Source organism: Sphingobacterium sp. Ag1 (genome assembly GCF_000988325.1).
Classification (GTDB): domain Bacteria; phylum Bacteroidota; class Bacteroidia; order Sphingobacteriales; family Sphingobacteriaceae; genus Sphingobacterium.
Map to the genome: position 1 here is coordinate 280,183 of NZ_LBGU01000044.1, position 24,113 is coordinate 304,295.

The 24,113-nt window shown below is 41.0% G+C and carries 19 protein-coding genes; 15 read left to right on the forward strand and 4 right to left on the reverse strand.

Going from position 1 to position 24,113, the window contains the following annotated elements:
- Positions 1-57: 57 nt before the first annotated feature.
- Positions 58-918: an RNA polymerase sigma factor RpoD/SigA gene (locus AAW12_RS21970; protein WP_028068906.1), complete on the reverse strand. Its 861-nt coding sequence runs from the start codon at positions 916-918 to the stop codon at positions 58-60.
- A gap of 389 nt (positions 919-1,307) precedes the next feature.
- Here AAW12_RS21970 and AAW12_RS21975 point away from each other — a divergent pair, with 389 nt between their 5' ends.
- Positions 1,308-1,529, forward strand: coding sequence for a helix-turn-helix domain-containing protein (locus AAW12_RS21975; RefSeq protein WP_046675813.1), 222 nt, complete (start codon positions 1,308-1,310; stop codon positions 1,527-1,529).
- Here AAW12_RS21975 and fmt read toward each other — a convergent pair.
- On the reverse strand, positions 1,526-2,443 hold the full coding sequence (gene fmt, locus AAW12_RS21980; RefSeq protein WP_046675814.1) for a methionyl-tRNA formyltransferase: 918 nt from the start codon (positions 2,441-2,443) through the stop codon (positions 1,526-1,528). The genes AAW12_RS21975 and fmt overlap by 4 nt on opposite strands.
- Before the next feature lie 150 nt (positions 2,444-2,593).
- On the opposite strand from fmt, the gene AAW12_RS21985 reads away from it, so the two are divergent.
- The 12 genes from AAW12_RS21985 to AAW12_RS22040 all read left to right on the forward strand — a co-directional run bounded on the left by AAW12_RS21985 (position 2,594) and on the right by AAW12_RS22040 (position 17,634).
- Entirely contained in the window at positions 2,594-3,811 is a 1,218-nt protein-coding gene (locus AAW12_RS21985; protein ID WP_046675815.1) for an ABC transporter permease, read from the forward strand.
- A 115-nt stretch (positions 3,812-3,926) separates the two neighbouring features.
- On the forward strand, positions 3,927-6,050 hold the full coding sequence (locus AAW12_RS21990; protein WP_046675816.1) for a cation:proton antiporter: 2,124 nt from the start codon (positions 3,927-3,929) through the stop codon (positions 6,048-6,050).
- Between the two features lie 25 nt (positions 6,051-6,075).
- Positions 6,076-7,338, forward strand: a complete 1,263-nt coding sequence (icd, locus tag AAW12_RS21995; RefSeq protein ID WP_046675817.1) for an NADP-dependent isocitrate dehydrogenase — start codon at positions 6,076-6,078, stop codon at positions 7,336-7,338.
- 55 nt (positions 7,339-7,393) lie between these two features.
- Positions 7,394-7,651 carry a hypothetical protein gene (locus tag AAW12_RS22000; protein ID WP_046675818.1) on the forward strand — a complete coding sequence of 86 codons (258 nt, stop codon included), beginning with the start codon at positions 7,394-7,396 and terminating at the stop codon, positions 7,649-7,651.
- Positions 7,652-7,837: 186 nt separating this feature from the next.
- The gene (gene serC / locus AAW12_RS22005) at positions 7,838-8,908 is read left to right on the forward strand and encodes a 3-phosphoserine/phosphohydroxythreonine transaminase (protein WP_046675819.1); all 1,071 of its coding nucleotides are present in this window, start codon (positions 7,838-7,840) and stop codon (positions 8,906-8,908) included.
- Positions 8,909-9,052: 144 nt separating this feature from the next.
- Positions 9,053-10,000, forward strand: a complete 948-nt coding sequence (locus AAW12_RS22010) for a D-2-hydroxyacid dehydrogenase (protein ID WP_046675820.1) — start codon at positions 9,053-9,055, stop codon at positions 9,998-10,000.
- Between the two features lie 124 nt (positions 10,001-10,124).
- Positions 10,125-11,438: an aspartate kinase gene (locus tag AAW12_RS22015; protein WP_046675821.1), complete on the forward strand. Its 1,314-nt coding sequence runs from the start codon at positions 10,125-10,127 to the stop codon at positions 11,436-11,438.
- A 15-nt stretch (positions 11,439-11,453) separates the two neighbouring features.
- Positions 11,454-12,614, forward strand: a complete 1,161-nt coding sequence (gene lysA, locus AAW12_RS22020) for a diaminopimelate decarboxylase (RefSeq protein WP_046675822.1) — start codon at positions 11,454-11,456, stop codon at positions 12,612-12,614.
- Between the two features lie 137 nt (positions 12,615-12,751).
- Positions 12,752-13,510: a prolipoprotein diacylglyceryl transferase gene (locus AAW12_RS22025; RefSeq protein ID WP_046675823.1), complete on the forward strand. Its 759-nt coding sequence runs from the start codon at positions 12,752-12,754 to the stop codon at positions 13,508-13,510.
- 5 nt (positions 13,511-13,515) lie between these two features.
- Positions 13,516-13,755, forward strand: a complete 240-nt coding sequence (locus AAW12_RS22030) for a hypothetical protein (protein WP_046675824.1) — start codon at positions 13,516-13,518, stop codon at positions 13,753-13,755.
- Between the two features lie 11 nt (positions 13,756-13,766).
- Positions 13,767-15,170: a radical SAM protein gene (locus AAW12_RS22035; RefSeq protein WP_046675825.1), complete on the forward strand. Its 1,404-nt coding sequence runs from the start codon at positions 13,767-13,769 to the stop codon at positions 15,168-15,170.
- Between the two features lie 64 nt (positions 15,171-15,234).
- On the forward strand, positions 15,235-17,634 hold the full coding sequence (locus AAW12_RS22040) for a mechanosensitive ion channel family protein (protein ID WP_053003928.1): 2,400 nt from the start codon (positions 15,235-15,237) through the stop codon (positions 17,632-17,634).
- A 55-nt stretch (positions 17,635-17,689) separates the two neighbouring features.
- Here the strand turns inward: AAW12_RS22040 and AAW12_RS22045 are convergent, their stop codons facing one another.
- A complete protein-coding gene (locus AAW12_RS22045; protein ID WP_046675826.1) occupies positions 17,690-18,520 on the reverse strand; it encodes a helix-turn-helix domain-containing protein in 831 nt (276 codons plus the stop codon).
- Between the two features lie 108 nt (positions 18,521-18,628).
- On the opposite strand from AAW12_RS22045, the gene AAW12_RS22050 reads away from it, so the two are divergent.
- Positions 18,629-19,543 carry an AEC family transporter gene (locus AAW12_RS22050; protein WP_046675827.1) on the forward strand — a complete coding sequence of 305 codons (915 nt, stop codon included), beginning with the start codon at positions 18,629-18,631 and terminating at the stop codon, positions 19,541-19,543.
- A gap of 266 nt (positions 19,544-19,809) precedes the next feature.
- Positions 19,810-20,256 carry a DoxX family protein gene (locus AAW12_RS22055; protein WP_046675828.1) on the forward strand — a complete coding sequence of 149 codons (447 nt, stop codon included), beginning with the start codon at positions 19,810-19,812 and terminating at the stop codon, positions 20,254-20,256.
- A 39-nt stretch (positions 20,257-20,295) separates the two neighbouring features.
- On the opposite strand, the gene purL is transcribed toward AAW12_RS22055, so the two are convergent.
- On the reverse strand, positions 20,296-24,027 hold the full coding sequence (gene purL, locus AAW12_RS22060) for a phosphoribosylformylglycinamidine synthase (protein ID WP_046675829.1): 3,732 nt from the start codon (positions 24,025-24,027) through the stop codon (positions 20,296-20,298).
- Between the last annotated feature and the right edge of the window lie 86 nt (positions 24,028-24,113).

The following is a 24,113-nucleotide window of genomic DNA, read 5'->3' on the forward strand; positions in this document are numbered from 1 at the left end:
AAAAAATCCCAACCATTTCTGATTGGGATTGCCAAAATGTCTAATAAGTATCTCTTGTTAACCCAAATAGGATTTTAAGATTTTGCTTCTTGAAGTGTGTCTCAAACGCTGAAGAGCTTTATCTTTGATCTGACGAACGCGCTCACGTGTTAAATTGAATTTTTCTCCGATTTCCTCTAACGACAATTGGTGATTGGAACCTAAGCCAAAGAAAAGTACGATAATTTCACGTTCTCTTTCTGTTAATGTTGCCAATGATCGTTTGATTTCTTCTGACAGAGATTCATCAATCAAAGAACTGTCTGTGTCTGGATCATGGTTCTCCAAAACGTCCAAAAGTGTGTTTTCTTCACCTTGAACAAAGGGAGCGTCCATAGATACGTGACGGCCAGAGTTGCTTAGGGTATCCGAAACCTTGTCTACTGTGGTTTCAAGGATATCCGCCAATTCTTCTGGAGACGGTTCCCGTTCGTATTCTTGTTCTAGTTTTGAGAAAGCCTTACTGATTTTGCTCAATGAACCAACCTGGTTCAATGGCAGACGTACGATACGCGATTGTTCAGCAATTGCTTGAAGAATAGATTGGCGAATCCACCAAACGGCATAAGAAATGAATTTAAACCCCTTTGTTTCGTCAAAACGTTTAGCTGCTTTAATTAAGCCCAGGTTTCCTTCATTGATTAAATCACCTAAGGTTAAACCCTGATTTTGATATTGTTTTGCCACTGATACTACGAAACGAAGGTTGGTTTTAGTCAATTTTTCCAAGGCAACTTGATCGCCTTCGCGGATACGCTGTGCTAATTCTACTTCTTCTTCTGCTGTAATTAAGTCTACTTTACCAATTTCGTGTAAGTATTTGTCCAAAGACTGTGACTCACGATTGGTGATAGATTGTGTAATTTTGAGCTGTCTCATTAATTTTTATTAATTCTCCTCTCTAAGAAATGTTTGCGAAAATACGAAAAATTTTTGAATTATTAATGGAAAATTGATTATCTAGCCACTCATATTTAGTGAGTTAGGCTTTTTTGAGTTTCAATTTTTAATCATCAAAAACTATTCCATTCTAATATTTTTTTTCTTCTTATCCATTGCTGTAATATTCAACTGTTTGATATTTAAAGAGCTAAAAGGTTTAATTTTTTTTCTTATTCTAGACAATTTAACTCAACGGTAGCTGATTTACTATGCGCTATGCATTCCTCAAATTTATTTTAAAATGATAATTTTATGATAAAACAAAAAGATGGATCTTTTGTTTTATTAGTGACATTAAATAAATTTAAAAGAATAAAAATTATATTATGCCAATCTTAATTCACTTGGATAAAATAATGAAAGAGAAAAAGATGTCACTTAACCAATTGAGTGACAACGTCGGAATTACCCTTTCCAATCTTTCAATCATCAAGAATCAAAAGGCGAAGGCATTGCGATTAGATACTCTTGAAGCGATATGTAAAGCGCTAGACTGCCAGCCTGGTGATTTGCTGCAATATTATGATGGTGGTGATGAAAAAGGTTAAAATCGATAGCCTTTTAAAAAATCGACTACATTCATCCTTTTCTTGCCTTCAAGCTGAAGGTCAGTAATGACAATATAGCCGTCTTGTGCCGCAATTTTTAAGAAACTTTTCTTATCAGTTTCTATGGTTCCAGGGAGTGTAGCTGTATTGACAAGTTCTTTTTCTGTGCGATAGATTTTTAGGACCTTATCGTTTAAGAGGGTAAATGCCGCTGGGTAAGGGCTTAAACCACGAATGAAGTTATACACCTGCGCAGTGGGCTGATCCCAGTTTATTTTACAGTCTTCTTTGAAAATTTTTGGTGCATGTTTGAGCGGTTCCCCTGTGAGAAGGACCTCTTGAGACTTAGGCTGTAAGGTTCCTGCCTTTAATTGCTGAATCGTTTGAAGGAGGGTTTCTGCCCCAGCTACCATGAGGTTGTCGTGAAGATCGCCGGCGTTATCAGTTTCTTTGATGGCAACTTTTTTCGACAATAAGATGTTTCCCGTATCGATTTCGTGCTGTAGTAAAAATGTCGTTACGCCCGATTCTTTCTCGCCATTGATGATGGCATGATTTATCGGTGCTGCACCCCGATATTGTGGAAGGAGTGAGGCGTGAACGTTGATTGTTCCAAATTTGGGCATATTCCAGACGATCTCAGGGAGCATGCGAAATGCCACCACAACCTGTAGATCAGCCTGAAAACTTTTCAGTTCATCTAAAAATGCTTCATCGCGAAGTTTCACAGGTTGAAGGACGGGAATGTTATGTTGCGTAGCAAATATTTTTACAGCAGACTCGTGTATTTTTTGTCCACGTCCCGCTGGTTTGTCCGGTACCGTAACCACAGCGACAACTTGTTCGCCAGACTGAATCAGCGCTTCAAGAGAAGCTACAGCAAAATCGGGAGTACCCATGAAAATAATACGCATCATACTTGTAATTTTTATAAAACTCTTTAAACCAGCACAGGGGCATCCTCATGGAATAGCCTACTGAAAAACGCCTAATTATTTGTCATTTCAGTTTTGTAAATAACAAATTTTTATAACTTTGCGAAGTTACATAAATATATTGAAAGCTTGAATTTTCCTTATTTTTTAGCAAATCGGATCGCATTTTCTGGAAAAAGAACGTTCTCAAAATTGATCGTTCGGGTGACTATTGGTGCTATTGCTCTTGCCATTGCAGCGATTATTATCTCTATTGCGGTATTGCGCGGATTTAAGGGAGAGATTATCAGTAAACAACGGAGTTTTTTTGCCGATGTATTGGTGTTGCGTTACGACTTAAATAAGTCTTACGAAAATTCACCGATAACGCTTACACCCGAGGTCCGAAAGTCCATATTGGCGATTCCCCAAGTCAGCTCAATCAGTTCCTTTGCGACCAAGGCCGGGATCATCAATGTGAACGACGAGGTTGAAGGCGTGGTTCTCAAGGGTATTGATTCATTGTATAATCAGCAGCCCTTTCAGCGTATGCTGGTGGAAGGAAATATGATAGACTTTAAATCGGATAATGCCGATAATCAGATTTTAGTATCCAAGTATCTCGCTGATCGACTGCTCCTAAAAGTCGGTGACGACTTTATCATGTATTTCGTGCAGGATCCTATACGCAAACGTAAATTTGTCATTAAGGGCATTTTTAATACGGGTTCCGAAGAACTAGATAAGGTTTATGTGATCGGTTCGCTAAACGTCATCCGCAAACTGAGCAACCTCGATGATCATGAAGTAGGGGGCTATGAGATTCGGATTAAAGATTTTAGTCAACTCGAACAGACAACGAATAGAGTTGAAGATCTGTTGCCTATCGATATGCAGGCCATCAATATCAAGGATCAGGTTCCCGATATTTTTCAATGGCTGGAATTGCTGGATATGAATACCAAAATCATTTTTGTCCTGATGACGGTCGTGGCGATTATCAATATGATTTCCGCCTTGCTGATCACCATTCTTGAGCGGACTTCAATGATCGGTATTTTAAAGGCGTTGGGGTATCACAATGCCGGAATTCGCCGCGTCTTCATGTACAGTGCCTTGTACCTGATCGGCCTCGGATTGTTAATCGGTAATCTTATTGGCCTCGGTTTTTACTTTTTTCAGGATTTTACCCATTTCTTTAAATTGGATGAGAAGACCTACTATATCTCCTATGTGGCCGTTCAACTTCAATGGTCTGATGTGATTCTTGTCAATTTGGCGGTTGTGTTTATCGGAATGATCTCTTTATTTATTCCGTCAATGCTTATTACCAAGATTAGTCCGATTAAAGCCATTTCTTTTAAGTAACACTCTTTTTAAGCTTCGCTTTCTTTAAAAAATCGTATTTTTAATGCTGTTAACTATTTTTCGAGCTGTATAGAAAAATAAATATTTATATTTTACGGCTAGTATACAAGCACTTATGAATAAAACTTTTGAGCATATTTCCCACGCTTTCGAAGCACCTTTACAAAATCCTGTACTTATATTTTCACTGGTACTTTTTATTATCCTGTTATCACCGATTGTACTGCGCCCGATTAAGGTGCCGGGTATTATAGGATTAATTATATCTGGCGTTGTTATTGGGCCACATGGACTCAACTGGTTGGAAAAAAACTCGGCCATAACGCTGTTTTCAACGATCGGCCTGCTCTATATCATGTTTATTGCCGGCCTTGAGTTGGACATGAATGAATTTAAAAAGACCAAAAATAAAAGCTTGCTCTTTGGCTTTCTAACATTCATCGTGCCGATCAGTATTGGTTATCCCGTTTGTCACTTTTTATTGGGTTACGGTGTTTTGCCGAGTTTGTTGATATCAAGCATGTTTGCTACCCATACGCTGGTTTCGTATCCCATCGTCAATAGCTATGGTATTTCAAAAATGGAGGCTGTGGCGATAACGATCGGTGGAACAATCCTGACGGATACGGCCGTGTTGATTATTCTTGCTGTGATTACCGGTATTTCCCAGGGAAATATAGGCAATGAATTTTGGATTACACTGGCCATTTCCTTTGCTATCTTTCTATTTATCATGTTTGGTGTTATTCCAAGGATCGCGAAATGGTTTTTTGAGCGCTTGGGGAGTGAGAAAACATCCAACTATATCTTCGTTCTCTCGGTTGTTTTTTTTGCGGCCTTTCTAGCGGAAATTGCCGGCCTTGAGCCGATTATTGGGGCTTTCGTGGCCGGTCTCGCCCTCAATAAACTGATTCCACATTCTTCGGCTTTGATGAACCGGATCGAGTTTATTGGCAATGCGATTTTTATTCCTTTCTTCTTGATATCTGTGGGAATGATTGTCGATGTCAGCGTGATCTTGAAGGGGCCGCAGGCCCTGATTATTGCCGGAACACTGACCGTTGTGGCTATCGTCGGAAAATATGTGGCCGCCTGGCTGACACAGATCGTTTTTAAATACAGCCGTGGTCAACGTAACCTAATATTTGGTTTAAGTAGTGCGCATGCCGCAGCAACACTGGCGGTTATCATGGTTGGACATAAGAACGGCATTATCGATGAAAATGTGCTTAATGGTACAATTCTACTGATTTTGGTGACCTGCATTGTCGCCACGGTGGTGACGGGAAATGCCTCACGTAAAGTGGTTATGGACGGTGAACAGGACGAAGAACATACTGATGTGGTGAAGGAAAAAGATGAAAACATCTTGATTTCTATCGCTAATATGGATAATATGGAGCCGATTTTGGATTTTTCAACCTATATTAAAAGCAAGAAATGTTCCTATCCTGTCAATATTGTGTCCGTTGTGAAAGATAATGAACAGGCACAATTAAACATGTCCAAAGCACGGAAGAACCTGGACAATATGGTCAGATATGCTTCGGGTAGTGAAACAAATGTGAATATAAGTGCTACAATAGATTTAAACATTGCCAGCGGCGTTGCGCGTTCGGCAAAAGAGGTTTCTGCCAATTGTATTGTTTTGGGCTGGCCAAGTGCGGCCAATTTTATGGATAAGTTTGTCGGGGAGAAAACGGAAAGTATTTTAAATAGAACCTCGGCTAATGTGATGTTATGTCATTTTAAAAAACCTTTTATTTCGAATAAGTCCATTGTCGTTTTTGCACCACCGATGTGCGAGGCGGAATTTGGTTTCGAATACTGGCTGGAGAAGGTGGTTAAGTTTGCCCAGGAATTATCCCTGTCTATCACTTTTGTGGTTGATACACGTTCTGCCGCTGCCATTGAAGAACATCTCGTCGAATTGAAAAATTCTGTTCCTGTCACATTCAAACATTACGACAACTGGGACAATTTACAGGGCCTTAAAGCGTTTAAGGAGGAGGATGCGATGTTTATTTTTGTGTCGGCTAGAAATGGAGAAGTTTCCTATCGGGATTCTTTGGATGGAGTAGCAAAGAAATTAGATCGTATTTATGCAAACGAAAATCTTGTTTTAGTGTTTCCTAGTAGAGTGGAAAATGCGCACATTGACGAATATGAAGATGTTGAAGCTGCACCAATCTTTAGAAAAATTAGCAAAGAAATCGGAAATATGTTTAATAAGGGATAGTTATTGTCCGTTAAAATTGAAGGTTATGTCAAATAAGATTACAATGTCAAGTGAAGGAACTTTACAGGTTCCAGATTTTCCAACAATTCCTTTTATTATCGGCGACGGTATTGGTCCCGACCTTTGGCATGCGGCAGTGCGTGTTTTTGATCAGGCGGTGGAGAAAGCGTATGGCGGAAAACGGAAAATAACCTGGAAGGAGGTGTTGGCAGGTGAGAAAGCTTTCAACGAAACAGGCGAATGGCTACCAAAAGATACGCTGAATGTATTAAAAGAGTACCTGGTTGGAATCAAAGGGCCGCTCACCACGCCAGTAGGCGGAGGAATCCGTTCGTTGAATGTTGCGTTGCGTAAGGATTTGGATCTCTATGTATGTCAACGCCCGACAAAATGGTTTGAGGGTGTACCTTCACCAGTCAAACATCCCGAGTATGTGGATATGGTGATCTTTCGCGAAAATACCGAAGATATTTATGCTGGAATAGAGTTTCAGGCAGGAACAGCTGAAGCCAATAGGTTTCAGGATTTCTTGCATGACGAGCTTGATATCGATTACAATTTCTCGTCCACGACAGGCGTCGGTGTCAAACTGGTTTCTGAGGAGGGGTCGAAAAGATTGGTCCGTGCAGCGATTGAACATGCTATTGATCATAATCTGCCTTCCGTTACGATTGTCCACAAAGGAAATATCATGAAATTTACGGAGGGAGCTTTTAAGATTTGGGGTTATGAGGTTGCTGAAACGGAATTTGCTGACAAAACGTATACTTGGGGACAGTGGGAGCGAACGAAAGAAGAAAAGGGTGCCGAGGTTGCCAACCAAGAACAACAGGCGGCCTTGGATTCCGGTAAAATTTTGATTAAAGATATGATTGCCGACAATTTTTTACAGCAGATCCTACTTAATCCACGGGATTTTTCTGTTGTAGCAACGTTGAATCTGAACGGCGATTATATTTCTGATGCGCTAGCCGCTATGGTTGGCGGGATAGGGATTGCTCCGGGGGCTAACATCAATTTTAAAACAGGGCATGCTGTCTTTGAAGCCACCCATGGTACTGCACCTCGCTTTGCAAATACAAATACCATGAATCCTTCATCGGTTATTTTGAGTGGTGTCATGCTGTTTGAATATCTAGGTTGGACGGAAGCTGCAGCGGCAATTGTTAAGGCTTTAGGAGAAACGATACTGGCTAAAACGGTGACGGTGGATTTTTACAATTTGATGGATGATGCTACCTTAGTTAAAACAAGTGAATTTGCAGATCGAATTATTGAAAAAATATAAGAATTTTATTTTCTGAGATATTAAGCAGAAATTTGAATAAAATTTCTGCTTTTTTATGGATTACAATCAGCTGCCGCCTTTTATAAAGGAATCGACTGTTTTTACGGAGAACGAAAAAATGAAGTTGGCTCAGATCGACCGTTTACCCACCCCACAGGAGGTAGATGAGATAACGAGTCTCCCTGAAATTTACGAATTGCTAAATGCCTTTATTGGTGATCAATCTTCTCGCAATACCCATCTTCAGCTCAAGGCTAAGGAGTATTTGCAAGATAATCAGGTAGATATGGCGTGGAAAGTGTTGCTTATTTGATGTTTTTTGCATTGAACCTACTGTTTGTTGTGCGATCTTTTTATTGAAATCATTTAGAATTTTATAAATTTTCAATAAAAAAACAGATTAGTTGAAAAATATATAATTTTATTTTACCTTTGGTTTTTAAACAACGGATTGCTTAGCTAGGGTTAAACAATAGCAATCAAACAAACTATAACATCAATGAAACATAATTTTGGAGCAGGTCCATGTATTCTGCCAAAGGAAGTATTTCAACAAGCCTCAGAAGCTGTAATTGATTTTAACAACACCGGTTTATCAATTTTAGAGATCTCTCACCGTTCCAAAGAGTTTGAAGCAGTGATAGATGAAGCCACACAATTAGTACGTGAGTTATTGGCAGTACCTCAAGGATATTCGATTCTTTTCCTTCAAGGCGGGGCGAGTTTGCAATTTGCAATGGCACCGTTGAATCTTTTACCAGAAGGCGGTAAGGCTGCTTATTTGGATACGGGTGTATGGGCTACAAAAGCATTAAAAGAAGCTAAAAAATTCGGTACAGTAGATGTTGTAGCTTCGTCGATTGATAAAAATTATTCCTATATCCCTAAGGGATATGCCATCCCAACAGATGCGGCATATTTTCATTATACAGCCAACAATACCATTTACGGTACGGAGGTTTTTGATAAACCCGAAACCGCATTGCCAGTGGTTGTTGACATGTCTTCTGATATTTTTTCACGTGAGATCAACGTTGCTGACTATGATTTGATTTATGCTGGTGCTCAAAAAAATATGGGGCCTGCAGGTGTTACACTCGTGATTGTTAAAGATGATATCTTAGGTAAATCAGGACGTATTCTTCCATCGATGTTGGATTATCAATTGCATATCAACGGTGGTTCAATGTACAATACACCACCGGTATATTCGATTTTTGTTTCGATGTTAAACCTTCGTTGGTTAAAAGCAAAAGGCGGTGTTGCGGTATTGGAACAAGAGAATATCATCAAAGCACGCGCTTTATACGATGAAATCGATCGCAACCCATTATTCAAAGGTACTGCTGCTGTAGAAGACCGTTCACGCATGAATGTTACTTTTGTGATGGATACACCAGAGTTAGAAGCTGAATTTTTGGCTTTGGCGAAAGAACGTAATCTGATTGGCATCAAAGGTCACCGTTCTGTCGGTGGATTTAGAGCTTCAATCTACAATGCTTTACCATTAAGCAGCGTAAATGCGTTGATTGATGCCATGAAAGAATTTGAGGACACGCATACAGCTTAAGGCTGCATGCATGTTGCTGAAATTTAACAGTTGACGAATAAATAATTAGTTAGATTACGAATTATAAAGGTCGTATCGTATTCGCGGGATTGGATCTTCCAATGAGTTGAATGGTACTGCTACCTTTAAAAACGAATTATAAAGATGAAAATATTAGCGAATGACGGTATCGATCCACTAGGAAAAAAAATGCTGGAAGATGCCGGTCATAGTGTAGATACAACGCATATTCCACAAGAAGAGCTTCCAGAAAAGCTTCTTGCTTATGACGCAATCACGGTACGTAGCGCAACTAAAGTGCGTCAGGCCCTGATTGATGGCTGCCCTAATTTGAAAGTTATCGGCCGTGGTGGAGTAGGCATGGATAATATTGACGTAGAATATGCCCGCTCAAAAGGCATCGCTGTTGTCAATACCCCGGCGGCATCTTCGCTATCCGTTGCTGAACTGGTGTTTGCTCACCTATTGAATGGTGTACGTTTCTTATACGATGCCAACAGAAAAATGCCAGTTGAGGGCAACACAAAATTTGGCGCCCTTAAAAAAGCTTATGGTGCCGGTACGGAGCTTCGTGGTAAGACGATCGGTATCGTTGGATTTGGCCGTATCGGTCGCGAAGTTGCCAAAATCGCCATTGGTCTAGGGATGGATGTGGTTTATACGGATTTGTTCGAAGGACCAAAAGCGTTGACCATAACACTTTCAGGTGGTATCCAGGTTGACGTGCCTATTCAACAAGTGGAGATGGACAACTTATTGAAAGTTTCAGATTTTATCTCTTTACACGTTCCATTTTTGGATAAACCAGCGATCGGAGCTGCTGAGTTCCCATTATTGAAAGATGGTGTGGGCTTAGTCAATGCTTCTAGGGGTGGTGTTATTGATGAATTGGAATTGGTGAAAGCATTGGATTCGGGTAAGGTAGCATTTGCTGGTTTAGATGTATTCGACAACGAACCTACTCCACGTGAGGAGATCCTAAAACATCCGAAAATTTCGTTGACTCCACATATTGGGGCGGCGACCAATGAAGCTCAAGAAAGAATCGGCGAAGAATTGGCTGGTCTACTGATCGAAAACTTGAAGAAGTAATTCTTCCGCATAACATAAAGGTATGCGGCACAAAACTTTCATGATTTTGTGCCGCATTTTTTTTAATATAAATTCATGAATTGCCTATATTGGCACACAGAAATTTAATAATTGTAACTTCAGTATGAAAGTTTTAAAATTTGGTGGTACTTCCGTGGGGAGTGCAGCACGTATCAAAGGGTTGTTGGATATTGTAAACCCTGCTGAACGTCAGATCGTCGTGTTGTCCGCAGTTGCTGGAACGACAAATGCTTTGGTTGAAATCGGTCAAGCTTACACAGCAGGTAAGAAGGACGAAGCTAAAGAGTTGGTCAAGAAGCATAAGGATAAGTACGAAGACCTTATTAAAGAACTTTTCAGTACTGAACAGGGATATAAAAATGGTAAAGAATTGATCGATTACCATTTTAATCTGATTTCTACCTTGGCCAACGAATTGTTTACACCGATCGAGGAGAAAGTTATTTTAGCACAAGGCGAATTGATGTCTACCGCTTTATGGCATTTTTATCTGAATGAAATTGGCGTAAAATCCGTGCTGTTGCCAGCACTGGACTTTATGAAAATTGATGAAGACAATGAGCCTATGGTTGATTACATTGGCGAAAAGCTAAGCCATATTTTGGCCCAGAGTCCAGAAAATACCTTATTTATCACGCAAGGTTTTATTTGCCGTAATTCTTTTGGTGAAATTGATAATTTGCGCCGTGGAGGTTCAGATTATACGGCTTCCTTGATCGGGGCAGCAATCCGTGCCGAGGAAGTTCAGATCTGGACTGACATCGACGGGATGCACAACAATGATCCCCGTGTTGTCAAAGGAACCACACCGATTGCACATCTAAGCTTTGATGAGGCAGCGGAGCTGGCTTATTTTGGTGCTAAAATCTTACATCCACAATCGGTATTCCCAGCACAAAAATATAACGTTCCAGTTCGCCTTTTGAATACGATGGAACCTAATGCAAAAGGGACATTGATCAGTAAAGACGGTGCACAGAAAGGTTGTATCCGTGCTATAGCAGCGAAAGACGGTATTACGGCAATTCATATCCATTCGTCGAGAATGCTACTTGCCTACGGTTTCCTACGCCGTGTCTTTGAAATATTCGAGCGCTATAAAACACCAATCGATATGATCACAACGTCGGAAGTTGCGGTATCATTGACGATTGATGATACCACAAATTTGGCAGATATCATCAAAGAAGTGGAGGATTTTGGTTCAGTAACAGTGGATGGTGATCAGACCATTGTATGCGTTGTAGGCGATTTTGGTTTAAATAGCCATGGCTATGCCGCTCGCGTGCTTGATGCTGTAAAACACCTTCCGGTTCGTATGATTTCGTATGGTGGTTCAGACTTTAACGTGTCAATTCTATTGAATTCAGATCATAAAACTGAAGCATTACGTTCATTGCACAATCGCTTATTTTAAGAATTAGGTTTTTATATGATAAATACAGGTATCGCGGCGGAGTTTGCAGAGAAAGAAACGCCGTTCTATTATTATGATCTGGATGTGTTAAACAAGACCCTGGAGGCTGCTCATGCTGCTTCGCACAAACGGGGATTTCATGTTCATTATGCATTAAAGGCCAATTTTAACGACGAGTTATTGAAGGCGATTCAAGCGGTCGGCTTTGGTGCGGATTGTGTGAGTGGCAATGAGGTGAAGAAAGCCATTGAATGTGGCTTTGATTCCAAAAAAGTCACTTTTGCAGGAGTTGGTAAATCCGATAAGGAAATCAATTACGCGCTCGATCAAAATATCTTCGCGTTTAATGTTGAATCCATTCAGGAGCTTGAGGTCATCAATGAGCTTGCCTCAAAGAAAGGTGTAAAAGCGAATGTAGCTTTACGGATCAATCCAAACGTGGATGCACATACCCATCATTATATTACAACAGGGCTTGATGAAAACAAATTTGGTGTGCCCAATGCCGATTTGGAAAAATGTGCAGCCGTGCTTAAAAAATGTGAGTCTATTGAATTGGTAGGCCTTCATTTTCACGTCGGTTCACAGATTACGGATATGACCGTATTCAAAAGCCTGTGTGTGAAAGTCAATGAATGGAAAAACTGGTTTGAAGAACGCGGTACTCAAATCCGTGTATTGAATGTCGGTGGCGGATTGGGAATAGATTATAAAAACCCGGATGGGAATACAATTCCCGATTTTGAAGCCTATTTTGATATTTTCGACCGCTTCCTGGAGCGTACAGCACAGCAAGAGGTGCACTTTGAATTGGGACGGGCTTTGGTTGCGCAATGCGGAAGCTTGGTAAGCCGTGTCTTGTATGTCAAAAATGGTGTCAAGAAGAATTTCTTGGTATTGGATGCAGGAATGACTGAATTAATGCGCCCAGCCTTGTATCAGGCCTATCATAAAATTGAGAATATTAGTGCGAACGATACGGTGGAATCCATTAATTATGATGTGGTTGGACCTATCTGTGAATCTTCAGATTGTTTTGGTAAGGAAGTGCCACTTCCGGTCTCAAAACGTGGCGACTTAATTGCCATTCGTTCTGCAGGCGCCTATGGCGAAGTGATGGCTTCGCGTTATAACCTCCGTGAGGAAATACGGTTTGTGTATAGCAATCAGCTTTAATAGCTGTCGTAAAATAATTATTCTTAAGCCAGTCCATTTCTCGGACTGGCTTTTTTGGTTTTTAAATGCTGGCGTCCTATCTGCTTGGTAAGCAATTTTGTTTATCATTTTGTTGATCGTCTTTCGTATACTTGTTTATGCTTGTGCTAATTGAATTTCCGGTTACGATAGATTTGTTTGGAAAAACATTTCTCTTACATCCTTTTATGGAAGGGTTGGGGATGTTTATAGGGATGCGTTATTACCAACTGCTCAAATGGAAGGATGAGGAAAGTTTAGGGCATACCAATTCACTTCTTATTGTTATTGCTGCCGGCTTAGGCGCTTTAATCGGCTCGCATATTATCGGTTCCCTCGAGCGTCCTGCTGAGTTGCTCAATGCGACACATAAATGGACTTACATCTGGGTGAATAATACGATAATCGGTGGTTTGGCAGGAGGTTTGGTTGCCGTAGAAGGGATGAAAAAGATCATGGGTAAAAAAGAAAGTACCGGGGATCGCATGGTCTTTCCTTTAATTACCGCAATTGCCATTGGCAGAATAGGATGTTTTTACACGGGTGTGTTCGAGCAGACCTACGGTTTACCCACTACCTCTCCATTGGGGATGTACTTGGGCGATGCCTACAAACGGCATCCAGTTGCGCTGTATGAAATCGCATTTTTGCTGCTTTTATTTGTAACGCTCCAACTTTTTAAACGACGATACAATTATCGAAATGGTGTGTTGTTTCAGCTTTTTATGCTTAGTTATTTTGGTTTTCGTTTCCTGCTGGACTTTATTAAGCCGCGGGCAATTATACTTTTGGGGCTAAGTACCATACAAATTACCTGCATCGTGGTGATAATTTATTATATTTATTTATTAAAAAATGAACGTTTAATCAAAAAATAGGAATCATGTATTTGCTTGAAGGATCATTTGGATCGGAAAGTACCGCGATGCTAGGACTTTTTCTTCTTACTATAGGTGCTATTGTGATTGGCATTGCACTTTTGGTTATTATTATCGGCTCGATTATTAAAGCAGGTAATAAGGAGTCGAAGTTTAATGTCAATCCCTGGCTTAAAGTATTGTTGGGCGGAATTGGAGCAATGCTGGCAGGAGGGCTTGCCTGCGGACTTACCTTTATGAACTAGAAATCAGAACGATGCCAGTAAGAAACTATACGTACTACGATTATACCATTAGCCTATGTCCAACATGCCTTTCGCGTGTGGGTGCCAAGATTATTATCGAGGATGAACAGGTATTTATGACCAAAAACTGTCCCGATCATGGCTTTTTCAAAACGCTGATTGCGACGGATGTTGACTATTATAAGAACATTCGGAATTATAATAAAGCCTCCGAAACACCGTTGAAATTTGACAACGAAGTACATTATGGCTGCCCATACGATTGCGGTTTATGTGTAGATCACGAGCAGCATAGCTGCTTGTCCATTGTTGAGGTCACCGACCGTTGTAATTTGACCTGCCCAACTTGTTACGCCATGTCGTCGCCCCACTACGGACGACATCGCTCGCTGGAAGAGATTGAACAGATGTTTGACAAAATCGTCGAAAGTGAGGGTGAACCAGATGTGGTTCAGATCAGCGGTGGAGAGCCAACCATACACCCTGATTTTTTTAAGATTTTAGACATTGCGAAGACAAAACCTATTAAGCATCTCATGCTCAATACGAATGGTATCCGAATTGCCAATGATCCCGGTTTTGCTGAGCAACTCGCCACCTATGCGCCTGAATTTGAAATCTATCTCCAGTTTGATTCTTTTCGCCCATCCGTGCTCGAAAAGTTTCGGGGCAAAGATCTCACGGATGTCCGAAAAAAGGCCATTGACAAATTAAATGCGCTCAATCTGAGTACAACATTGGTTGTGGTCTTAGAAAAGGGAACCAATGATGATGAAATCGGGGAAATCTTGGAGTACGCTTTACAACAGCGATGTGTACGCGGGGTAACTTTTCAACCGGTGGAAATTGCCGGGCGAAATGCCGCCGATGCACAGCAGCATAAAATGACACTGACTGAGGTACGTCAGGAAATCCTGAATCAATATTCCCTATTGGATCCACATGATATTATTCCTGTTCCTTGTAATCCTGATGCCTTGGCGATGGGTTATATCCTAAAGATAGGCGATGAGCGGATACCCTTGACCCGGCATATTGATCCGGCTATTTTATTAAATAACCAATCGCGCAATACCATTGTCTATGAACAGGACAAAGGGGTTCAGATGCAATTGCTGGATATATTTAGCACCGGAATTTCGGTGGATAAGGTAAAGCCGAAAGTAAATCAATTGCTTTGCTGTTTGCCGGAAGTGTGCGCACCTGATCTTGATTACGATAATCTTTTCCGTATTATCATTATGAATTTTATGGATGCCTACGATTTTGATGTTCGTGCGGTTAAGAAATCTTGTGTCCACATCGTCAATAAAGACTTGAAGTTGATTCCTTTTGAGACGATGAATTTATTTTATCGTGATGATAAAATAAAACGGCTGGAAGAACTAAAACTCTCGGATGCTATTCGATTTTAACAGGAGATAAGTTATTTTTGTCGGAGAAAAACCTTTGGTCCTTTCTTTGCAATTTGTAGTTTCCATGGCATTTGACTACCTATTGCCGGGAAAGAAAATCAACAAAATTAGAAGTATGAAATTGGGCATTGTTAAGCGTTTTATTTTTGTCTTAAGTCTCTTGGCTTTTCAGCTGCACGGATTTGCACAGGACTCCGTTCAGGTTCGGAAGAATCAGATAGGCGATCGCACGGCGAACCATAGCAGCCTAAGTAGACGGTCGAATGTGGATTCGACACGGGTTGGAAATGACTCACTGCGGAATGAACTACGCAATGATCTGCGCAAAGTAAATCTAAACTTTTTATCCAATATTCGTACGGCTTCCATGGCTGAGCTTATCGCGCAGCTGAATGAAAAATCCAATGGCTACTTGACAACGAATGCTGGATCGGCTAAAGATAGTATTGCTTTAATAAAAAATAGTATCCATGAAGAAATCAGCCAGCTGAAGTCTATTAAAGGCAGTATCAGCAATTATTCCAATAGCCTCAATGTGACAGCAGATCAGATCAAGACGCTGATCAACCGCTATGATATCAGTGCCAATAATCACAGTAGAGCGTATCAATATCTCGACAATGCGCAGCTTAAACTAGCTGCAAAACAAGATTCGCTGGAAGCGATCAATCGGACGATTGATGAACTTATTGCTAAAAATCAACGTCATCTGATTCGGATCGAAGCCGTTCACGAAATAAAAACCGGAAGCAAAAAAGCCGATTCCGTGACCGCTAAAAGTTCGATATGGAAAGCCAATACGGCAGCCATCTCTAAAGATGTGATCTTAAATAATATCCGGAGTAATTACAGTAACAATAAGTCGATAGACAAATATGTGAATCGCACGGATTGGGCGAGCCGTATCCTGTTGATTGTACTGGGATTGGGTTATTGCTACTGGATTGTACGGGTGTCTTATGTCCTTCGGCAAAATGATCCTGAACATAAACTTGCGATTGACGCAGTTGTTGGGAAAACCATTATTTTTCTCCTGACACTGTTGCCCTTTGTAAACTTCTTTACACCAAGTTTCATTTTGCAGGCTTCCCAATTGGTCGTTATGTTAATCTTCATGTTTTTGCTCAGGCATCGCATGAGTGGATTGCAGCGTAAAATTGCCATTATCCTTATTGTATTCTATATCCTGGATGTATTTGTCAATATGATCGTAAGCGACGACCTGTTTTTACGTATCGTTTGTATTGCCTTCAATTTGATTGCTTTAGGATTGGTCAGTTATACGAAACGGCGTATAAAGAATGCGGATAGTCCGGGCTATATCAGTAATTTTATTTATGTGATTTTTGCGATACTCAACGTGACGGCAATTACGCTGAATATTATTGGGCATGTGGAGCATTCACGTAGTTTTAGTATTGCCTGTGCTGTGGGGCTTGTACAGTCTTTTACACTTCAGTATTTTTCGGATATGATTAAGGCAGATGTCCGTAATCAGTTTAAAAAAGATCGGTTGACTTCCGGTTTTTGGATGCGTTTCAACGAGCAGCGTACCTTGGCAATCATCACCGAAATTCTGCGTATTGTGTGTGTGCTTTTGGCGATCATTGTCCTGGCAAATAACTTACAGTTTATTGAAAGTTTATTGGCACTAAGCGAAACATTCTTCGGAAAAGTACGCAGCATCGGCAGCATCTCTTTTACCTTAGGAAATCTTGTTGTAGCAGTTTTATTACTGTTGGTGGCCAATTGGTTTCAGAAGAATATCAGTTTGATCGTTCTCGGTGGTGAAGACGGTCAGCTCAGCCAGGTCTATAATCAGAAGATGACCTTATTTCCGCTCTTTCGCTTGGCCATTATTCTGATCGGTTTCTTTATGGCCATCTCGGCCCTGGGCATGAGTTTGGACAAACTTACGGTCGTGATTGGCGCATTGAGTGTTGGTATCGGGCTCGGCATGCAGAACATCATCAATAATTTTGTTTCGGGCATAATTCTGGTTTTTGATAAGCCGTTTCGCGTTGGTGATCAAATTGAGCTTGCCGATAAAAAAGGGCGCGTCAAGGAAATCGGTATACGCGCTAGTGTTTTAAAAACGGGAGATGGTGCAGATGTCATTATTCCAAATGGTGATTTACTGTCGGGAAGGGTTGTCAATTGGACCTTATCCCAAGAATACAGCAAGACAAGTTTTGTTCTCCATATCGATCGGAAAGCAGATTTAGACCAAGCCAAACAATGGATTAAGGACGCGATGGAAAATAGCGACCATTTTATCAAGGATAGAGATAGCGGAATCAGCATACAGGACATCAGTGCGGAGATGATCTACCTGAGTGTTTCCGGTTGGGTAAATTTTGCTGCCAATGCTTCCGCCTTTAAAAATGATGTCTTACTTGTATTATATAAGAAGTTTGAAGCGGAGGGCTTGAAGTTTTATAGTGTCATTCCGCCCAAAAATTAATCAATTAATTGATTTGTTTTAAACCATATACAGGATGTATTATCAGGAAGGCTTACTATTTAGTCAGATGTGTTCGGTAATGTAAAGGGCTATAACCCTTGGCGCGTTTGTAGAAATGGGAAAGATGGCTCTCGTCGGTAAATCCGAGTTCTGCAGCAATTTGTTTCAACGTATAATCTTTCGATTTAAGTCTGTTTTCGATGAGTTCGATCCGATAGGTATTGATATACGCTCTTAAACTGCTGCCGAAGTTCTTCTTAAAGTAGATACCAAAATAGGATGGGGCAATATTGAATTTCTGAGCCAGTAGGCTGACCTGAAGTTGTTCGGGCGAAAAAATATGCTGATGAATGTAGGCCGAAATCGATCGGCCAACATATAGTTCATGCTGCTGGGGTAAACGTTGCGTCTCTGCTATTTCTTTATAGAGTCCAAAGATTGCGACGAGTTGATCAAATAGCCAGTCCGAACGCTCGCTGACGCTCGTATGACTATACAATCGGACCGCTTCGAGGATATGGGTGTAAATCAGGCGATAATGCTCGTCCATATCCAATTTGCGTTCCTTTAATCCCCGGTCATTCATCAGCTCCATAATCCAGGCGTAGCGCTTTTGATTGCGTTTATTCTGCAGGAAGTAGGTATCTGTAAATAAAATAAACAGAAAATGTGTCTTTTCTTCAATATTAAAATAATGCTTGTCTGCCGGACTAATTAAAAATACATCGCCACGTTTATAATTCAGTTCAAATTTGTTGATCACATGGGTTCCTGTGCCCGAACGAATATAAACAAGCTCATAATAATTCTGCTCATGTGGAGGCAAATGAAAGCTATCCTCAATAAATTCACTGATCCGCAAAGGCTCAAACTGTTTTTTGCGCATTATTCTTCTGATTATATATCTGTAAATGTACATAAAAAGAATGTATTTGTACATGTTATTGCCTGCCGCACTATTGCACCTTTGTGTCGTATAAAATGGTAATAAAACATGGTCAATTTTATAATGATAGCATTTTGCATTGCGGCGGGGATGCTGTTGAGGCGAACAAATTTAATTCACTCCGAAGCACATAAAGGGATCAATACCTGGATTCTTTATTTTGCCCTTCCAGCGGTGTCTTTCAAATATATTCCGAAGATTGTATGGTCATCGCAATTACTGTTTCCGGTGTTTTCGGCAATCCTGGTTTGGGCAGGTAGTTGGTTATTTATGGAAATGTACTGTAGGCGTAAAAACTACAAACAGCGTTCGCGCAGTAGTTTGGAATTGGCCGCTGGTTATAGCAATACGTCCTTTATTGGCTTTCCATTGATCATCGCCTATTTTGGCGAAGCCCAGTTGCCGATTGCAATTATTTGCGACCAAACCACATTTATTCTGCTTTCTACAGCTGGAATTATCAATGCACTGCGAGCGAATGCCCAAGATGGCGAGGCGATCGATGTCAAATTTATGCTTCGAAAGTTAGTCAGCTTCCCACCCTTGATCGGTTGTATAACAGCCTTAATGCTGTCGCAATTGGTTGATCTTTCGGTTGCCGAGCCTTTTTTTGATAAGCTGGTGGCGACCGTTGGGCCATTGGCCTTATTTTCTATTGGTTTACAGTTGAAGTTTGACGGTTGGCGACAACAGATTTCGCAGATCAGTACAGCGATGAGTTATAAATTGATTCTTGCCCCAGCATTGGTATTACTATTTGCTTTACTACTTGGTGTAAAGGGTGCTGTTGCGCGGATCAGTATATTCGAAGCGGCAATGCCAACCTTGGTCACTTCAGGAATCATTGCCGAGCAATACCATCTGAATACCAAATTGGTCAATCTGGTGATCGGTTTTAGCATTGTTGCGGGGCTGCTGACAACCGCGTTTTGGGATTTTGTCATTCGACTTTTTTTCTCCTAACCTACGGTTTTGTTGATTGATTGATTGATTGATTGATTGATTGATTGATTGATTGATTGATTGATTGATTGATTGATTGATTGATTGATTGATTTTGGAAACAGTGTGGGGCCTCATTTGCCAACGATTGGTTTTAGCAGAAGTGTTGCGTAGGAGTGGGGTGTCTTCACTTCGTAACATTTTGATAGTGAATCATCTCATACAAACAACTTTTTTACTGTTCAATTGTTATTAGGCTATAACCATCTATAAAAAGGAGGTATGTTATGAACCTGATACACAAAATTGAGCATTGGGGCGATGCACATCACCCACAATGGATCGATTACCTAAGAATAGCTTTAGGGATCGTTATTTTTGCCAAAGGTGTAAGTTTCGTAAATGATAGGGATGTTGTTCAACACATGATTGAGCAAAGTAGTTTCCACTTATCATCGTGGGGTGCGGTTCACTATGTGGTTTTTACCCATTTGGTAGGCGGGCTGTTCCTTATCTTAGGTTTTCAAACCCGTTTAGCCTCATTACTATTATTTCCGGTACTGGTAGGGGCTGTATTTTTTGTTAATATCACCCACGGGTTTAGTTATTTGAATTCCGAATTGTGGCTTTCTATAGTCGTATTCTTTTTGCTGATCTTTTTTATGGTCATGGGCTCTGGAAAATACTCCCTAGATCAAATGATGAACAAACCAGGATACAAAAGGGATATCTAAAAAAAAACTCCTTCATACATGAAGGAGTTTTTCTTTTTTTTATTTGCCTTGCTCGTCAATCCATTGACGTGCATTAACGAATGCTTCAATCCAAGGAGAAACTTCGTCCTGACGACCTTTTGGATAATTTGCCCAATGCCATTGGAATACCGAACGCTCAATATGTGGCATGGTAGCCAAGTGGCGGCCAGTCTTGTCGCAGACCATTGCTGTATTATAATCCGAACCATTTGGGTTATGCGGATATTGCTCATAAGCATATTTTGCCACGATATTGTATTGCTCTTCAGCATACGGAAGATTGAATTTTCCTTCCCCGTGTGAAATCCAAACCCCTAAGGTACTTCCCGCTAGTGTCGATAACATGACCGAATTGTTTTCCTGAACTTTTACAGATACAAAGTTTGACTCGTGTTTTCCTGAAGTATTGTGTAGCATTTTTCCATGGATTTCATGCTCAGGATTGATCATTTCAAGTTCCATAAATAACTGACAGCCATTACAGATACCAACCGAAAGTGTATCCGGACGAGCAAAGAAATCGGTTAAGGCTTTTTTCGCTTTTTCATTGTAAAGGAAAGCACCGGCCCAACCTTTTGCCGAACCCAATACATCTGAGTTTGAGAAGCCTCCGACGGCACCGATAAATTGGATGTCTTCCAATGTCTCACGACCAGTGATCAAATCGGTCATGTGTACATCTTTCACATCAAAGCCGGCCAAGAACATGGCATTTGCCATTTCGCGTTCGGAGTTGGAACCCTTCTCACGAAGGATTGCCGCTTTCGGACGTGCTTTAGTTCCGTCGATTTTTGGTTTCTTACCATCAAATTGACTTGGGAAAGTAAAGGCTAGGGGTTGGTGTTTATAATTATCAAAACGTTGTTGTGCAGTTCCATTTTTAGATTGCTTGGAATCCAAAAGGAAGGACGTCGTAAACCATACATCACGTGTTGCAGCAACATCAAAGCTAAAGGAAGCTTCTTGATTTTTAATCGTCACTGTATTCCCTTCGATCACCTGACCAATTTTAACCGCGTCTACACCGGCATCTTTCACGATCGCTTCGAAGGCCACATCGTCTTTTGCCTGCATCACCAAGGCGATATTTTCATTAAAGAAGGCTTTTACGCTATCCGGTTCATGTAATGCCGAAAGGTCATAGTTGGCGCCAAGATTAACATCGGCAAAGGTCATTTCCAATAAGGTGGTAATCAAGCCACCCGATCCGACGTCGTGACCAGCTTCGATCTGTCCTTCTTGAATTAATTGCTGTACGGTATTGAATGCTGTTTTAAAGTAAGCAGCATCTTGAATGGTCGGAACTTCAGTACCTAATTTATTGATGATTTGTGCAAATGACGAACCGCCTAATTTGAACTGATCTTTTGATAAGTTGATGTAATAGATTGATCCAGCCTTTTTGTTCAGCACAGGTTCAACCACTTTGGTAATATCAGTACAGTTTCCTGCGGCAGAAATGATCAATGTGCCAGGGGCAATGACGTTTTCGCCGTTTGGATATTTTTGCTTCATCGACAAAGAATCTTTTCCCGTGGGGATATTGATTCCCAACGCGATGGCAAAATCCGAGCAGGCTTTAACAGCTTGGTATAAGCGGGCATCTTCACCTTCATTATTGGCCGCCCACATCCAGTTGGCCGATAGGGAGATTCCTGCGAGGCCATTTTTGATTGGCGCAAATACAATGTTGGAAAGCGATTCGGCAATAGCCGTTCTACTTGCCGCAGCCGGATCCACTAAGGCCGCCACAGGGGAGTGACCTATTGTTGTCGCAATACCTTCTTTACCTTTATAATCCAATGCCATAACACCGACGTTATTCAACGGCAATTGCAATGGACCCGCACATTGTTGTTTGGCAACACGGCCACCAACACAACGGTCTACTTTATTGGTTAACCAATCTTTGGAAGCAACAGCTTCCAGTTGTAATACTTGGTTTAAGTAGCTTGGAATGTTGGCTGCATCATAAGCAAGATCAGCGTAATTGCGAACTACGGTTTTATCGCGCATGAAAGTTTTTGGCGATGAGCCAAAGAAATCTTCAAGGGCGTAATCCATTGGTTTTTCACCCGTACTTTTTGATTCGAAAGTAAAGCGGTGGTCGCCAGTGACATCACCTACGGTGTACATTGGTGCACGTTCGCGATCGGCAACACGTTTTAAGGTGTCAATATCATCTTCAGCGATCACAAGTCCCATACGTTCTTGCGATTCATTACCGATAATTTCTTTTGCGGATAGGGTAGGATCGCCTACAGGAAGTGCATCCAGGTCAATTAAACCGCCGGTCTCTTCAACAAGTTCAGATAAGCAGTTTAAGTGGCCACCTGCACCATGATCGTGAATAGAGACAATAGGGTTATGATCAGACTCTACTAAGCCACGAACAGCATTCGCTGCACGTTTTTGCATCTCGGGATTGGAACGTTGAATGGCATTAAGCTCAATTCCAGAACCAAATGCCCCTGTATCTGCAGAAGATACAGCAGCGCCACCCATTCCGATGCGGTAATTTTCACCACCTAGGATAATAACTTTATCACCAGTTTTCGGCGTATGTTTTTTTGCCTGATCCAGTTTTCCATAACCAACACCGCCGGCTTGCATAATGACTTTGTCGTAACCAAGTTTACGGCCATCCTCTTCATGCTCGAAGGTCAATACAGAACCCGTAATTAAGGGCTGACCAAACTTATTACCGAAGTCAGAAGCACCGTTGGAAGCTTTGATCAGGATGTCAACCGGGGTTTGGTACAACCATTGACGTTCTTGCATCGCATTTTCCCATGGACGCGTTTTGTTGAGTTCCTTTGCCGGTTCAGTAACTGTTCCTGCCTGAAGGTCCAATTTATTTTGTTCCAATCGCGAATAAGCAGTCATGTATACGGCAGTACCCGCCAATGGAATCGCTCCTTGGCCACCGGCCATACGGTCGCGGATTTCACCACCTGATCCAGTAGCAGCACCCGAAAATGGTTCTACAGTAGTTGGGAAATTGTGTGTTTCAGCTTTTACGGATAAAACCGAATCAAATGCTTTCTCTTCGTAAAAATCAGGTTTGTCGGCCGATTTAGGCGCAAATTGTGTGACACGTGGACCTTTGACAAAGGCAACGTTATCTTTATAAGCAGAAACAATCTCGTTCGGATTGGTTTCAGAAGTCTTTTTAATTAATTTAAAGAGGGAAGTTGGTTGCTCTTCGCCATCAATGATAAAAGTACCATTGAAAATCTTGTGTCTACAGTGTTCAGAATTCGCTTGCGAAAAAGCGAATACTTCCGAGTCTGTAAGCAGACGACCCAATTTGGTCGAAAGGTTATTGAGGTAATCTACTTCTTCTGGATTTAGCGCTAGGCCCTCAGATTTGTTGTAGGCCTCGATGTCTTCAATTTCCAATATCGGTTCAGGTGTAATGTTGACGGTATACATGTCCTGCGTCAACATACTGAACTTTTGTGAAATCATTGGATCGAAGTCATTGAAATCCGCTGGTACCGGTTGAAATTCTTCTATGCGAACAATTCCTGCAATGCCCATATTTTGTGTGATTTCTACTGCATTGGTACTCCAGGGAGTCACCATCGCGGCACGGGGTCCTACAAAGTAATGGTTAAGGTTTTGGTCGTCTAGTTTTTTGGCGTTGCCGAATAGCCAGTTGAGTTTAGTAATGTCTTCTTGTGATAAAGAGTTTACGCTTTGAACACCATATACAGTGTTCGATGGGTTCTCAAAGAAATGAATCATTATAAATGTTTGTTTTGAACGTTCTTCAAATTAAAGCACAAAGTTACATATTATTTTTATGGAAATGACTGGATTTTGATTAAAAA